Here is a 14,766-nt window from a genome sequence, read left to right on the forward strand (position 1 = left end):
CGGCGGCCGGGGGCGGCGGGCCGGCGGGGCGGCGTCGCCGGCGCGCTCGGCGAGCCGGCGGGCCGCCTCGGCGTTGGCGACGGCGCGCCGCTCGGTGTCGGCGGAGAGGAACTCGTGGGTGAAGGCGTCGTAGAGGCTCATGGATCGAGAATCCGCCGATCCGCTCCGGCGGACATCGGGCGGGTGCCCAGTTCTGGGCCGCTGATCGCCTACCTAAGGTGCCTCAGAAGAAGGCGCCGGGTGCCTCAGCCGGGCGTGGCAGCCTCAGGCCCTCGTGGTGCGCTCGAGGTACTCGCCCCAGGTCACCGCGCCGCGCGGCACGGCGTCGGTAAGGAGGCTGTCCGCGCGGAAGGCCCGGCCCAGCGGGCCCGGCACCCGCACCCGGACCACCGGGCGGCGCAGTCCCCGGGCGCGGAGCCACCGGCGGGCGGCCTCGCCCATGTCGAGCACCTCGGGGCCGCCCAGCTCGAGCACCCGCCCGGTGGGTCCGTCGTCGACGATCCCGGCCAGGCGGGCGGCGACGTCGCCGAGGTCGACGGTCTGCACGCGGATCCCGGGGTCGACGACGAGGACACCGAGCCGTGCCGCGGCGGTGAGGATCTGGTCCGGGAAGGTGTGGAACTGGGTGGCGCGCAGCACCGTCCAGCCCAGGTCGGCGGTGCGCACCGCCTCCTCGGCGGCGAGCTTGGTCCGGTAGTACCCCCAGGGCACGGCGTCGACGCCGACGATCGAGACGTACACCAGGTGCCCCACCCCGGCGGCCCGTGCGGCGGCCGCGAGCCGGTAGGTGCCCTCGACGTCCACCTGGCGGGTGTAGCCGCGCCGGTAGGGCGCCGACGCGAGGTGGACGACGGCGTCGGTCCCGGCCACGGCGGCGGCGAGGCCCGCGCCGGTCGCCAGGTCGCCGCGCACCCAGCGCACCGGGCCGTCCGCCCGCTCGCGGCGGCTGAGCGCCCGGACCCCGTGCCCGGCGGCGGCGAGCGCCGGGGCCACCTCGCGGCCGAGCTGTCCGCTGGCACCGGTCAGGAGGATCTCGCTCACGGTCGTCCCCCCGCCGCGGCGGCCGTCGCCACGGCGTCGTGCGTGCCGGCCGTCCGGCCCATGGCGACCTCCCAGGTCCGATTCGAACGCAGCATAGGCCGGTGCCCCGGCCTCGCACCCGGCATTTTCGACCGGCCGAAACACACGCCCGGCGCGCCTGAGCCGCTCCTGGACGGAGGCCCCCGGTGCCCGAGCCGCTCCTGCACGGAGTCGCCGCCGGCTGAGCCGCCGGCGGGGAGGACCGCCCCGTCCACCCGTGGTCGGACCCCCGGGCGGAGCGCCTCCTTCCCGGGTGCCGCCGCACGCCGGGCAGGATCGTCCAGGGCGACGATGACCGCGCGGCACCGCCGAAAATAGCGTCGGGGCATGATCACCACGCCTGCGCCGCCCACCCCCGCGGCCCCGCACGAGCCCGTCGCCCGCGTCGAGCGCGTCACCAAGCGCTACGGCGAGGGCCCGGGCGCCGTCGTCGCCCTCGACGACGTCTCCCTCGCCATCGCCCCGGCCCGGCTCACCGCCGTCATGGGCCCCTCGGGCAGCGGCAAGTCCACCCTCATGCACGTCATGGCCGGGCTCGACACCCCGACGTCGGGGCGCGCCTGGATCGGCGGGACCGAGATCACCACCCTGGGCGACGAGGACCTCACGGCCATCCGGCGCCGCCAGGTCGGGTTCGTCTTCCAGGCCTTCAACCTCGTGCCGACCATGGACGTGCTGGGCAACGTCTACCTGCCCTTCGAGCTCGACGACCACACCCCTACGGACGACCAGCGGGCGTGGGTGCACCAGCTCGTCGAGCGGCTGGGCCTGGCCGACCGGCTGAGCCACCGGCCCGGGGAGCTCTCCGGCGGTCAGCAGCAGCGCGTGGCGATCGCCCGGGCGCTGGCCACCCGGCCCGACCTCGTCCTGGCCGACGAGCCCACCGGCAACCTCGACTCCCGCTCCGGGGCGGAGGTGCTCGGCCTGCTCGCCGACGCCGCGGACACCCTGGGCCAGTCGATCGTCATGGTCACCCACGATGCGGCGGCCGCCGCGCACGCGTCCCGCGTGGTCTTCATCGCCGACGGCCGCCTGGTCCACGAGCTCGCCACCCCGACCCGGGCGGAGATCGCCGAGGTCATGCTGCACCTGGAGGAGTCCGCGGCGGCGCGGGCCGCGCACCCGGCCGCCGGGCGGCTGGGTCGGGAGCGGGTGGCATGAGGAACGCCCTGCGCGAGCTGCGCGCCGACCCGCGCCAGCACCTGCCCAGCGCCCTCGTGGTGACGATCGCGTCGCTTTTCGGCGTCGCGATCATCGACGGCATCGCGATCCTCTCGGCCTGGCTGCGCCAGGCCGAGGCGGTGCAGGAGTCCGGCACCGCCCTGGTGATGATCTGGATCGTCGGCGTCGTCTTCTTCGGCATCGCCCTGTTCGTCTCGGCGCTGGTCATCGCCAACACCTTCGGCATCATCGTCGTCGGGCGGGCCGAGCGGCTGGCGCTGCTGCGGCTCATCGGCGCCTCGGCCCGCCGGCTGCGCCGGTCGGTGGGTGCGGAGGGCCTGGTCGTGGGCGGGGCCGGCGCGCTCGCGGGCGCCGTCGTCGGCACCGGGCTCGCGGCCGCCGGGATCTGGCTCATGGGCCGCCTCGACCTCGCCCATGACCTGCAGGTGAACCTGCTCGGCCCGGGCCTGGCCGCGCCCGTGGTCACCACGGTCCTCATCACCTGGGCCGCCGCCCACGCCGGTTCGCGGCGCATCCTCACCGTCTCGCCCATGCAGGCCACCGGGCAGGCCCGCGAGCCGAGCCTCGACGAGGCCCGCAGCGGCCGGGGGCGGCACGTTTTGTCGGTGCTCGCCGCCTCCGGCGGCAGCCTGCTGCTGGTCGCCGGGGTGTGGCTCGGGCAGGTCAGCCCGATCGGCATCCTCGTGGCCCTGCCCGGCGGGATGCTGTCCTTCACCGGGCTGGTGCTCGGCGCCGCCTGGGTCATGCCGCCGGTGCAGCGCCTCGTCGGCGCCCTCCTCGGGCGCGGCCCGGCCGGCCGGCTCGCCGCCCGCAACGCCGCGCGCTATCCCGTGCGCACGGCGCGCACCACGATGGGCCTGGTCATCGGGGTCACCCTCATCGTCATGTTCGCCACCGCCGCGGCCAACCTCAACAAGGCCATGGCGCTGTCCAACGAGGCCCAGACCGAGATGAGCGCCGCCGAGCTCGCCGAGGTCGAGCGCCTCGTGGCCGACGCGCTGGCGTTCTTCGCGGTGCTGCTCGCCTTCGCGGTGGTCATCGCCGTGATCGGCGTGGTCAACAACATGTCCCTCTCGGTGCTCCAGCGCGCCCGCGAGATCGGCCTGCTGCGGGCGGTGGGGCTCTCCCGCCGCCGGGTGCGCGGAATGATCCTCGCCGAGGCGGCGCAGCTGACGGTGGCGGCGACGCTGCTCGGCGTCGTGCTGGGCGTGCTCTACGGCTGGGCCGGGGCGCTGAGCCTGCTCTCCGCGCTCGACGGCGTGGGCCTGATGGCCCCGGCCCTGCCCTGGGGCGTGCTCGCCGGGGCGGTGGTCGCGGCCGGGCTGGTCGTGGCGGCGGCCTCGCTCGCCCCCGCCCGGCGCGCCGCACGCGTCTCGCCGACGGCGGCGCTGCAGGCGGTGTGACGGCCGAGGTCCTACCGGTCGGCGTGCGGAGCCCGGCCGGGGTCCGCGGTCACCGCTCGATGCGCGTCACCCAGTACTCCACCGTCGGCCCTGGCGGGGTGCTGAACCGGGCGCTCGGCAGGTAGAGGCCGTCACCGAACCGGGCGATGGTCGACGGCGTGTCGAAGCCCGGGTCGGTGATGCGCCGCACCAGCTCCCCGCGGGTGCCGGACCGGTTGAGGCGGAACTCCTCGACCATGTTGCCCGGCAGGCTGCGCGAGATGTACAGGGTGCGCCCGAGCAGGAGCATCCCGTCGCCGCCCGGGAACTTCTCCCCGCCCAGGTCGACCTTGGTGGCCCGGCCGGTGTCGGGATCGACCCGGAAGAGCGCACCGGCGTAGGTGTTGACGACGAGGAGAGCGTCGCCGTCGGGGGTCTCGGTGATCCCGTTGGCGTTGAACTGCTTGGGTGTCTGCGTCCATTCGCCGGTGAGCGGCACGGCCTTGGCGTCGCCGAAGCCGTGGCTCCCCAGGGGCACCCGGTACAACGTGGGGTGGTTGGAGTCGGTGAACCAGGCGGCGTGATCGGTCAGCACGACGTCGTTGATGAACGGCCCGGCGGTGGTCAGGACCCGGGAGTCGACCTGTTTGCCCGCCCGGGGGTCCACCAGGCGGGCGTCGCCGGCGGTGCCGCCGGCGACGACGAGCAGACCGTTCCGGGCGACCTTCATACCGACCGCGGGCTTGCCGGGGCCCTGGACGACGACCTTGCCGGCGCCCGTCCTGAGGTCCAGGCGGTAGATGTCCCCGTCGGCGAGCGACCCGACCCACGCCGTCGGGCCGCGGCCGATCGCAATGCCCTCCGGCTGGAAGCCGCGGGGCAGCTGGAGCCGGGCGGGGAACCGGTCGGAGGACTCGACATGATGGTCCGCCGAGGCCGGGGCACCGGCGCCGAAGGTCAGCGCGAGCGCGAGCGCGGCGAGGGCGGAGAGGCGACGCAGCATCGCGAGCTCCTGCCTGGGGGGCCGGCGCGGCCCGCCGGCGAGGCCGACTGACCGATCCAGCGTAGTGCCCTGACCGTCGTCTTGGTGCCCCCTGAAGAGGGGCCGGGCAGATCCGAGGACCTACCGCCGCTCCCCCGCCGGCCACATCGTCTCGGACGCCGCGTCGTCGGCGTCGCGCAGCACGCGCAGCACGTTGCCGCCCGCGAGCGCCTCGAGCTCCCGGCGCGACCAGCCCCGCTCGGCCAGCGCGGCCAGCAGGCGCGGGTAGCCGGAGACGTCCTCCAGCCCCGTGGGCAGCCGGTCCACGCCGTCGTAGTCCCCGCCCAGGCCGATGTGGTCCACCCCGGCCACCTCGCGGGCGTGCTCGACGTGCGCGACGACGTCGTCGATGCCCACCCGCGGCCGCGGGTGCTCGGCCTCCCACACCGCCAGGCGCCGCTCCCACGCCGCCTCCGGGTCGCCGGCGGCGTTCTCGGCGGCGACGGCGGCCGGGTCCTCCCCCGCCCGCGGCGCGCGGGGCCAGTGCCAGTCCCCGCCGTCCAGCGCGGCGTGCGCCGCCTCGGTCCACCGGGCCGCGGCGGGCGAGACGAACTTGGGCACGAACGTCACCTGCAGCACCCCGCCGTTGGTGGCGAGGCGCTCGAGGACGGCGTCGGAGGCGTTGCGCGGGTGGTCGCACACCGCCCGGCAGGAGGAGTGGGAGAAGATCACCGGCGCGCGCGTGACCTCCAGCGTCGCCAGCTGGGTGGTCTCGGCGGTGTGGGACAGGTCGACGAGCATGCCGATGCGGTTCATCTCGGCGACGACGGCCCGGCCCTCGTCGGTCAGCCCGCCGACGGCCGGGGTGTCCGTCGCGGAGTCGGCCCAGGCGACGTTGTCGTTGTGGGTCAGGGTCATGTACCGCACCCCCAGCCGCGCCAGCGCCCGCAGGGCCCCCAGCGACCGGCCGATCGAGTGCCCGCCCTCGGCGCCGAGGAGGGAGGCGATCCGGCCGGCGCGGAACGCGGCGAGCACCTCGTCCGCCGTGCAGGCCAGGGCGAAGGTGTCCGGGTAGCGGGCGATGAGCCGGTGCACCGCGTCGACCTGCTCGATGGTGCCGAGCACCGCCTCGGCGCCGGTCAGCGTGGAGGGCACGAACACCGACCAGAACTGGGCGCCCACCCGGCCCGCGCGCAGCCGCGGGATGTCGGTGTGCAGCCCGGCGCGCGGGGCGTCGAGCCCGTCGACGGCGTAGCCGGCCCGGCTGCGCAGGGCGTAGGCGAGGTCGTTGTGGCCGTCGATCAGCGGGGTGGCGCCCAGGACCTCGTCGACGAGGGCGGCGGTGGTGGTGGTCATGGCGCTCATCCTCCCGCGGCTCCCGGCGGTGCGCCGGGCAGCCACCCCGGCCACCCGGGCGACCGCGCAGGCCGCCGGGCACGGCCCGCTCTCGCCCTACACCGGCAGGTGTGTGCGCGGCGCCATGCGCGGGCCGCGCCGTGGGTGGTGCAGCCCCGCGAGCTCGACGAGGCGCTGCACCCGGTAGCGGTGCGGGCGGAACGGCTCGAGCAGCTCGGCCAGGGCGGCGTCGTCGAGCTCCTCACCGGTGAGGGCGTAGGTGATGTCCCGGGCGACGTGGTAGTCCCCGAAGCTGACCGCGTCGGCGTCGCCGTGGGCCCGGAAGCGCACCTCGGCGCTGGTCCACACCCCGATGCCGGGCAGGGAGCGCAGCCCGCGGTCGGCGTCGGCCGGTGTCATGGCGAGGGTGCGCTCCAGGGAGGGGGCCAGGCGCGCGGCCCGCACGACCGTGTGGGAGCGGGCGGGGTCGACCGGCAGGCGCAGCCACTCCCAGGACGGGATCCGGGCCAGGGTGTCCGGGTCGGGCTGGACCCACAGCCGGCGCGCGGCGCCCGGTCCCGGGGCGCGCTCGCCGAAGCGGTGGACGAGGTTGCGGAAGCCGGCGAACGCCTCGCGCCCGGTGACCTTTTGTTCGATCACCGCCGGGACGAGGGACTCCATCACCAGCCCGGTGCGGGGCATGCGCCAGTGCGGATGCCGGCGTGCGAGCTCGGCGACGACGGGGTGGCGGTGGGCGGGGAAGCCGGCGGCGGCGTCGTCCTCCCCGCCGAGCATCGCCGGGACGGCGGCCAGGGCCCACTCCGCGCCCTCGCCCCAGGCGGCCGCGTGCACCGCGCCGTCCGCCGGGCGGGGTTCGAGCCGTAGCGTGGCGGTGCCCGCGGGGGTGCGCAGGCCGCGCCAGAGGGTGCCGTCGTCGTCGCGGTGAAAGGTCGGGTCCCCGCCGCCGTGGCGCAGGACGCCGATCACCTGGCCGAGCGGGCAGGGCCACGGGGGTCTCCACGTCCGCTCGGCTGCCCGCACCGTTCCAGGGTACGAGCCTTCGGCCGGGCCCCGGACCTGCGGGCCGGCGCCCGGACGGGACCACGGACCTTGGTCGCGTGCCGCCGGGCGCGGATCGGGGCACGATGAGGCATGGGCTTCGACGACGAGCACCGCATCACTCCCCTCAGCGACGACGCGTGCTGGGAGCTGCTCGAGGCGAACGACCTCGCGCGGCTGGCCGTCAGCGTCGCGAACCGGCCGGATATCTACCCCATCTCCTACCTCAGTCGTGACCGGAAGCTGTACCTGCGCACCTCCGAGGGCAGCAAGCTGCTGGAGCTGGCCATCAACAGCCAGGTCGCGCTCGAGGTGGACCGGCTCGACGACGACCACGCGATGAGCGTCGTCGTGCACGGGCGGGCGCGGCGCCTGGAGACCGAGGCCGAGATCGAGGCCGTCGAGCAGCTGCCGCTGCATGTCCGGTTGCCGGTCGCCTCACCGGTCTATGTGGAGATCACGCCGGACCTGGTGGAGGGGCGTGCCTTCGACTTCACCCCGGAGAGCGAGCGCTGACCTCGTCGGTCACCGCACCGCCGTCAGCAGATCCTTGAGGTCGGTCACCGGGACCTCGGCGCCTCCCCGGGTGCGGTCGCGCACCTCGCGTGCGCCCAGCGGCTCGGCGAGGCGCACGGTCTGCAGCAGCGGCACCGCCCGGGAGGGGCAGGCGAAGCCGAGCCGGGTGGCCCGCCGCGCGACCGTGACGGCCCGGACCTCCACCGCCGTGTCGCTCTCGCGCACGGTGACGTCATGTGGGTCCCCGCAGCCCGGGGCGCCGCCGGTGTACTCCACCACCAGGTCCCGGCCGTCAGCCGTGACGGCGACGGCGGTCACCGGGGCCGCGTGCAGGCGGTCGAAGCCGACGAAGACGGCGTAGAGCGCGAGGAGCAGCCCGAGGAGCACGACCGCACAGACGAGGTACAGGCTCATCGCCCGCACTCGGTCCCGCGCCGGACGCGGCAGGTCGGCCATGAAGGCATGGTGCCCACGCTTAGGGGCCGCGTGCCATCCCCAGCATGACCGCTACGTCAGCCGCCGGCCCGGCCGACCACGTCAGCCGCCGGCCCGGCCGACCGCGTCAGCCACCGGCCCGGCCGATCACGTCAGCCGCGCCCGCCGGCACGGAAGGCGAGCCAGCCGTCGCTCATCCGGTCCGCCTGGCCCTGGGTGAACATGTTCATGCAGGAGTCCTGGGAGTAGTCCATGAAGTTGTGGATGGGGTCCATCCCCGGTGCCGCGCAACTGTCGGCGCCGACGGGGCAGTTGAACTGCGGGTAGGCCTCCTTGGCGGTGTCCGCCACGAAGTCCCCGGAGGCCGAGCAGCCGGCGTTGAAGGTGTGGTGGAGCATGAGCCAGTGCCCCACCTCGTGCGTGAGGGTGTCGCCCTCGGCGTACTTGCCGGCGGTGCCGCCGGGCATCGACTCGTCGAGCATCACGACCCCGTCGATGTAGTCACGCCCGGGGTTGTAGTCCTTCGGGAAGTAGGCCCAGCCCAGCAGGCCCCCGCCGATGTCGGCCGCATAGACGTTCAGCGTCTCCGAGTCGCCCACGTGCAGCGCCCGCTTCATGTCGCGCTCGGCCTTGCCGGGCGTGACCCGGTACCAGTCGGCGTTGACCACCCAGTTGACGTCCGCCAGCTCGAAGCGGAACGGCGTGTCGGCCGCGCCGGGCGCCGTCCTGCCGGCGAAGGAGGCGTTGAGGACCTCCATCTGCGCCGCGATCATCGCCTCCTTGCGGGCCTTCTCCGCGGCCGTGAGCTCGTGGTCGGAGATCGAGTGGACGACGGTCTCGACGGTGACGCTGCCCGCGGGCATCGTCGGCTTGTCGGGGAGGGCGCCGTAGGCCTTCGCCTCGTTGTCCGGGAAGAGCTTGGGCTCGCCGACCGCGGCGCCGTCCTTGACGCGGGCCGTGGCGAGGCCGGGCTCGCATGCGGCGACGGCGGACGTGGCGCCGGCCGCGCCGGACGTGCCCTCGACGGTGGCTCCTGCGGCGGGTCCCGTGGTGCCGCCGGCGAGTACCGCGGCGAGGACGGCGCCTCCGAGCAGAGCTCGACGGCGTGCGCTGGTTCTGGCCATGGACGTCCCTTTCATGCGTGTGTCCCTTCCGGTCGTGTGCGGAACCTATCGCCGGGGTGTGACACGGACCACGTTTCAGAACGGCAATGCGTGTGAAGCCCGGCCGAGTTCCCCTGCGCGCGTCGGCGCCGGTCGCTGCCAGAATCGGAAGATGTTGCTCGCCGAGCTGGTCGAGACCTCCGCCGCCGTCGCCGCCATCCGCTCCCGGCTGGAGAAGCGAGCCCTGCTCGCCGTCGCGCTGCGTGCCGCATCACCGGACGAGGTGGAGGTCGTCGCGTCCTACCTCTCCGGCCGGGCGCGCCAGCGGCGCACCGGCGTCGGCTGGCGCTCGCTGTCGGACCTGCCCGCCCCCGCCGAGACGGCGAGCCTGACACCGGCCGCGGTCGACGCCGCGCTCGAGGAGGTCGCCGCCCTGGCCGGCGCCGGGTCCCAGGCGGCCCGCGCGGACGCCGTCGCGCGTCTCTTCGCCGCCGCCACCGCCGAGGAGCAGCGTTTCCTGCGCGCCCTGATCTTCGGCGAGCTGCGCCAGGGCGCCCTGGACTCCCTCCTGCTCGACGCCATCGCCGCGGCCGCCGACGTCCCGCTCGCCGCGGTGCGCCGCGCCGCGATGTTCAGCGCCCTGTCCGGGCCCATCGCCGCCGCCGCGCTCACCGGCGGCGCGGAGGCCCTGGCCGCGTTCCGCCTGGAGGTCGGCCGGCCGGTGCGGCCCATGCTGGCCGCGAGCGCACCGGACGTCCCGGCCGCGCTGGCCAAGCTCGGCGGACCGGTCGCCGCGGACGGCAAGATCGACGGCATCCGCGTCCAGGTCCACCGGGCCGGCGACGACGTCGCCGTCTTCACCCGCTCCCTCGACGACATCACCGACCGGGTGCCCGAGCTGGTCGAGCTGGTCGCCGGGCTGGAGACCGACGCCGTCGTGCTCGACGGCGAGGCGATCGCCCTCGACGCGGCCGGACGTCCCCGCCCCTTCCAGGAGACCGGCTCGCGCGCCATGAGCCGGGACGGCGCCGCCCTGCGCGACCAGGTACCGCTGACCGCGTACTTCTTCGACGTGCTCCACCTCGACGGCGCCGACCTCATCGACGCCCCCGCCGCCGACCGGTTCGCGGCCCTGTCCCGGGTGGTCCCGCCGGCCTCGATCGTCCCGCGGCGGGTGACCGCGGACCCGGCGGAGGTCCAGGACTTCTTCCGGCAGATGCTCGAGCGCGGCCACGAGGGCGTCGTCGTCAAGGACCTCGACGCCCCCTACGACGCCGGCCGGCGCGGCTCGGCCTGGGTCAAGGTCAAGCCACGGCACACCCTGGACCTGGTCGTGCTCGCGGTGGAGTGGGGCAGCGGCCGGCGCCAGGGGTGGCTGTCGAACATCCACCTCGGCGCCCGCGACGGGGACGGGTTCGCGATGCTGGGCAAGACGTTCAAGGGGATGACCGACGAGATGCTCGCCTGGCAGACCGAGCGCTTCCTGCAGCTGGAGACCGGGCGCCACGGCCACGTCGTCACGCTGCGCCCCGAGCAGGTGGTGGAGGTGGCCTTCGACGGCATCCAGCGCTCCCCGCGCTACCCCGGCGGGCTCGCCCTCCGGTTCGCCCGGGTGCTGCGCTACCGCGACGACAAGACGGCGGCCGAGGCGGACACCATCGACACGGTGCGCGCGCTCGCCTGAACGCCCCAGAGAGGCGGCCGGCGCGCCGTCGGGGCTTGACCAACGCCGGGGCCGGCGGTGACCAACGTCCCACCGTATTCACGGTGAGGTCTGCTACACGTCATTGGATCGACGGTGGACCGCTCGTATGGTGGAAGGCGAGCTAGTGTCCCCAACGGCGGCTGCACGGCTGGGTGTCTGCGCCGCCGGACTCGTTCTGATCGCTTCGGTTCCGCCATGGCTGCGGCGCGCGCCCAACCGGCCCGCCCGTGGACTTGGTCCCGAGGCGAAGGAGGAACGAGTGGCGGCTGACCACGACGTGACACCGACCGACGAAGCAACCCGTTCGACGATCGACCGCGGTCGATTCGGTGCCGTGGAGCGGCGGAAGCCCCGGGTCGACGACGACCGGCGGGCGCCGATCTCCAGCGCCGAGCTCAGCAAGGGGCCGACCGAGCTGGCGGAGAACCGCGGGGCGCGGGTCAACTGGCGGGTCTTCGTCATCTCGGCCGCCGTGATCGTCGCCTTCTCGCTGTGGGCCATGCTCGCCCCGACCAACGCCGCGGACGTCATGCGCGACGCGGTCCTGGGCATCGCGACGAACCTCGGCTGGGTCTACGTCGTGACGGTCGTCCTGGTGATCCTCTTCGTTCTCTGGGTCGCGTTCTCGAAAGAGGGCCGGGTGCGTCTCGGCCCGGACCACTCCCGCCCCCAGTACAAGCTGTTCACCTGGGTCGCCATGCTCTTCGGTGCCGGCGTCGGCATCGACATGCTCTTCTACTCCGTCACGGGCCCGATCGCGCAGTACATGATGCCGCCCTCGGGCGACCCGCAGTCCGCCCAGGCCGCCCAGGACGCCGTCGTCTGGACGATGTTCCACTACGGCATCTCCGGCTGGGCGATGTACTCCCTGCTCGGCATGGCGATGGGCTACTTCGCCTACCGGTGGGGCATGCCGCTGTCGATCCGCGCGGCCCTGTACCCCCTGCTCGGCAAGCGGGTGCGCGGCGCGGCCGGCGACGCCATCGACATCTTCGCCCTCATCGGCACCATCTTCGGCGTCGCGACCTCCATGGGCATCGGCGTCGTCCTGCTCAACGTCGGCTTCTCCTGGCTGTTCGGGCTGCCCGAGGGCCTGGGCCTGCAGATCGCGCTGGTGCTGGTCGCCGTCGTCATGACCGTCGCCGGCTGCCTGTCCGGCGTGGACAAGGGCATCCGGCTGGTCTCCGAGCTCAACATCGGCATCGCGGCCGCGATGATGCTGTACATCCTGGTCACCGGGAAGACCGCGTTCCTGCTCAACGCCCTGGTCGCCAACATCGGCCGGTTCCTCGGCACCCTGCCCGAGCGCACGCTGGAGACCTTCGCCTACGAGCCGGGCGGCGCGGACTGGATGGGCGGCTGGACGCTGTTCTTCTGGGCGTTCTGGCTGGCGTGGGGCCCGTTCGTCGGGCTGTTCCTGGCCCGCATCTCCCGCGGCCGCACCCTGCGCGAGTTCGTCATCGCCGCCATCACCGCCCCGGTGCTGTGCGACTTCATCATCGTGTCGATCTTCGGCAACTCCGCCCTGTCGGTGGTCATGGGCGGGAACACCGACTTCGCCGAGCTCGCCATCGCCCAGCCGGAGCAGGGCTGGTACGCCCTGCTGGAGATGTTCCCCGGCGCGGCGTTCCTCATCGGCCTGGCGACGCTGTCCGGCCTGCTGTTCTACCTCACCAGCGCCAACTCCGGCGCCATGGTGATGGCGAACTTCTCCTCCACCATCCCCGACCCCGCCCAGGACGGCGCGAAGTGGCTGCGCATCTTCTGGGCCGTGGTAACCGCGCTGCTGACGATCGCCATGCTCGTCGCCGGCGGCGTGACCACGATGGAGCACGCCACACTGATCTTCGCCTTCCCGGTGACGATCATCGCCTACCTGGTCATGGCCTCCTTCCTCAAGGTGCTGCGGATGGAGCGGGCCGAGCGCGAGGGCCTGGTGATCCGCCGCCGCTCGGCCGCCGCGCACGGCGGGCAGGTGCCGGAGAAGACGTGGAAGCAGCGCATGGCGCAGCTGCGGTCCTACCCCTCCAAGCGGACCGTCTCCCAGTTCATGGAGCGCACGGTGCAGCCGGCGCTGTCCGCCGTCGCCGCGGAGTTCCGCGAGCAGGGCTACGACGCGACGCTGTCGACGACGCCGAACGCCGAGACCGGCATCGACGAGCACACCCTCGTGGTCAACATGGCCGAGCACCGCGACTTCCACTACCAGGCGGCGGCGGTAGAGGCGCAGGTGCCGCGCATCGGCGGGCGGCCCATGCCCGCGGGCGACGACGTCTTCTACAAGGTGGAGGTCTTCACCCAGACGGGCACCGAGGGCTACGACCTCATGGGCCTGACCCAGCAGCAGGTCATCAACGACGTGCTGGACCGCTACGAGGCGCACCTGTCGTTCCTCAGCTACTCCAGCGAGCACGACTACGCCTCGGTCCTGACCCCGGCGGTGCCGACCACCACCGGCGCCACGCCGATCGTGCCCGTGGTCGCCGACGACGTCGAGCGCGTCACGGACTGACACGCGCCCGGTGCGGCCCGACGGCGCAAGGTGCCTTGCGCCGTCGGGCCGCCGGCGTCTCGCGGGCCGCTACGGCACGGCGACGAGCCGGCCCGCGACCCCGCCCACCCGCAGGCGCTCGAGCCCGTCGGGGATCTCGTCGAAGCCGATGGTGGTCAGCAACGGGTCCACCGTGCCCGAGGCGAAGAGCTCGTAGACGGCGGCGATGTCCGCGTTCGTCCCGCCCTTGGACCCCACCAGCGTGACGGTGTTGAGGATCAGGGTGTTGATGCTGATCGTCGCCTCCAGCGTGCCCATGCCCACCTGCACCACCCGGCCGCCGGGGCGGACGGCCTCCATCGCCCCGGCCGTCGTGCCGAAGCCGGCGAAGTCGACGACGACGTCCGGCTGGAACGCCTTGAGGTCGAGCACGTCCCTGACCACCTCGCGCGCGCCGAGCTCCCGCGCCAGCGGCCACACGGCCTCGTTGACCTCCGCGACGTAGACCTCCGCGCCCACCGCGCGCGCGAAGGCGGCGCCGAGCTGGCCGAGCCCGCCCAGGCCGACGATGCCGACCTTGCTGCCGGCGCCGACCTGCCCCTCGACGACGACCGCGTGGTAGGAGGTCATGCCGGCGTCGGTGCCCGCGGCGCCCTGGGCGAAGGAGACGTTGTCGGGGATCGGCACGAGGTCCTCCGCGCGCGCGACCGCCCGGTGCGAGTAGCCGCCGTCACGGCCGAACCCCGGGGCGGTGGCGCTGAGCGGGTTGATCCCGACCCGGGCGCCGAGCTCGGCGCCGTCCACACCGGGGCCGACCTCGACGACGACGCCCGCGACCTCGTGGCCCAGGGTGAGCGGGACGGTCGCGAGCTGGGCGCGCCACAGCGGGTCGGTCATCACCCCGACGTCGGTGTGGCACAGCCCGGCGGCCCGGATCTCGACGACGACCTCGCCGGGCCCGGCGACCGGCTCGGGGACCTCGCGGAGCTCGAGCGGCGCTCCGGTCGCGATGAACTGCCAAGCCTTCATGGTGGGTCTTCCTCCTCGTGCGCGGCGCGCCCGCCCGGCCGGTGCCGGGCGCCGGGGCGGTCCGGTCCTGCCCCTCATCCTGGCCGCACGGCGGGGCCGGGCTGCGGGTCCTTGGTCCGGCCGCGCCTCACAGCCGGCACACGTCCCGGCCGTCGCCTCACAGCCGGTGCACGTCGCGTGCGGGGACCCACACCCCGCGCAGCGCCGCCCGCGGGTCGTCGACGAGGACGAGCACCAGCGGGGTCGTCCACGCCGTCGCCACCGCCTCGCGCACCTCCGCGCCGTCCTGGGACCAGTCCAGCCGCACCCGCACCGGCACGGGCTGGTCCGCCCGGGTGAAGCGCGCGGGCACCGCGCGGGCGTTGAGGATCCGCTGGTGCCCCGCCCACCAGGGGGCCACACCGTCCGCACCACGCGCCACACCGCTCATCGTACGCCTGTTCGAACCCGCGTCTGGTGCCGCGACG

Annotated in this window: 13 protein-coding genes; 5 read left to right on the forward strand and 8 right to left on the reverse strand. The window is 74.5% G+C overall.

Going from position 1 to position 14,766, the window contains the following annotated elements:
• Positions 1–264: 264 nt before the first annotated feature.
• Complete coding sequence (locus GD970_RS17415) at positions 265–1,041, reverse strand: SDR family oxidoreductase (RefSeq protein WP_211489693.1); 777 nt, start codon at positions 1,039–1,041, stop codon at positions 265–267.
• Positions 1,042–1,407: 366 nt separating this feature from the next.
• Between GD970_RS17415 and GD970_RS17420 the strand changes: the two genes are divergently transcribed.
• The gene (locus tag GD970_RS17420; RefSeq protein ID WP_152204176.1) at positions 1,408–2,241 is read left to right on the forward strand and encodes an ABC transporter ATP-binding protein; all 834 of its coding nucleotides are present in this window, start codon (positions 1,408–1,410) and stop codon (positions 2,239–2,241) included.
• Entirely contained in the window at positions 2,238–3,665 is a 1,428-nt protein-coding gene (locus tag GD970_RS17425) for an ABC transporter permease (protein WP_152204177.1), read from the forward strand. The genes GD970_RS17420 and GD970_RS17425 overlap by 4 nt, the downstream gene beginning before the upstream one ends.
• 49 nt (positions 3,666–3,714) lie before the next feature.
• Here GD970_RS17425 and GD970_RS17430 read toward each other — a convergent pair whose 3' ends face one another.
• The 3 genes from GD970_RS17430 to GD970_RS17440 form a co-directional block, all read right to left on the reverse strand.
• On the reverse strand, positions 3,715–4,647 hold the full coding sequence (locus GD970_RS17430; protein ID WP_152204178.1) for an SMP-30/gluconolactonase/LRE family protein: 933 nt from the start codon (positions 4,645–4,647) through the stop codon (positions 3,715–3,717).
• 120 nt (positions 4,648–4,767) lie between these two features.
• A complete protein-coding gene (locus GD970_RS17435) occupies positions 4,768–5,982 on the reverse strand; it encodes a dipeptidase (RefSeq protein ID WP_211489692.1) in 1,215 nt (404 codons plus the stop codon).
• 96 nt (positions 5,983–6,078) lie between these two features.
• On the reverse strand, positions 6,079–7,002 hold the full coding sequence (locus GD970_RS17440; RefSeq protein ID WP_152204180.1) for a DNA-3-methyladenine glycosylase family protein: 924 nt from the start codon (positions 7,000–7,002) through the stop codon (positions 6,079–6,081).
• 111 nt (positions 7,003–7,113) lie between these two features.
• Here GD970_RS17440 and GD970_RS17445 point away from each other — a divergent pair, with 111 nt between their 5' ends.
• Positions 7,114–7,536, forward strand: a complete 423-nt coding sequence (locus GD970_RS17445; RefSeq protein ID WP_152204181.1) for a pyridoxamine 5'-phosphate oxidase family protein — start codon at positions 7,114–7,116, stop codon at positions 7,534–7,536.
• Between the two features lie 9 nt (positions 7,537–7,545).
• Here the strand turns inward: GD970_RS17445 and GD970_RS17450 are convergent, their stop codons facing one another.
• A complete protein-coding gene (locus GD970_RS17450) occupies positions 7,546–7,992 on the reverse strand; it encodes a hypothetical protein (protein WP_152204182.1) in 447 nt (148 codons plus the stop codon).
• Between the two features lie 131 nt (positions 7,993–8,123).
• Positions 8,124–9,095 carry a zinc metalloprotease gene (locus GD970_RS17455; protein WP_152204183.1) on the reverse strand — a complete coding sequence of 324 codons (972 nt, stop codon included), beginning with the start codon at positions 9,093–9,095 and terminating at the stop codon, positions 8,124–8,126.
• A gap of 151 nt (positions 9,096–9,246) precedes the next feature.
• On the opposite strand from GD970_RS17455, the gene GD970_RS17460 reads away from it, so the two are divergent.
• Positions 9,247–10,758, forward strand: a complete 1,512-nt coding sequence (locus tag GD970_RS17460) for an ATP-dependent DNA ligase (protein WP_152204184.1) — start codon at positions 9,247–9,249, stop codon at positions 10,756–10,758.
• Positions 10,759–11,038: 280 nt separating this feature from the next.
• A complete protein-coding gene (gene betT, locus GD970_RS17465; protein WP_452179723.1) occupies positions 11,039–13,291 on the forward strand; it encodes a choline BCCT transporter BetT in 2,253 nt (750 codons plus the stop codon).
• A gap of 69 nt (positions 13,292–13,360) precedes the next feature.
• Here betT and GD970_RS17470 read toward each other — a convergent pair whose 3' ends face one another.
• Together GD970_RS17470 and GD970_RS17475 are read right to left on the reverse strand one after the other, a co-directional pair.
• Positions 13,361–14,299: a zinc-binding dehydrogenase gene (locus GD970_RS17470; protein ID WP_152204186.1), complete on the reverse strand. Its 939-nt coding sequence runs from the start codon at positions 14,297–14,299 to the stop codon at positions 13,361–13,363.
• 157 nt (positions 14,300–14,456) lie between these two features.
• Entirely contained in the window at positions 14,457–14,720 is a 264-nt protein-coding gene (locus GD970_RS17475; RefSeq protein ID WP_152204187.1) for a hypothetical protein, read from the reverse strand.
• Between the last annotated feature and the right edge of the window lie 46 nt (positions 14,721–14,766).

The sequence above is a fragment of the Georgenia thermotolerans genome, assembly GCF_009193185.1.
Lineage (GTDB): Bacteria > Actinomycetota > Actinomycetes > Actinomycetales > Actinomycetaceae > Georgenia > Georgenia thermotolerans.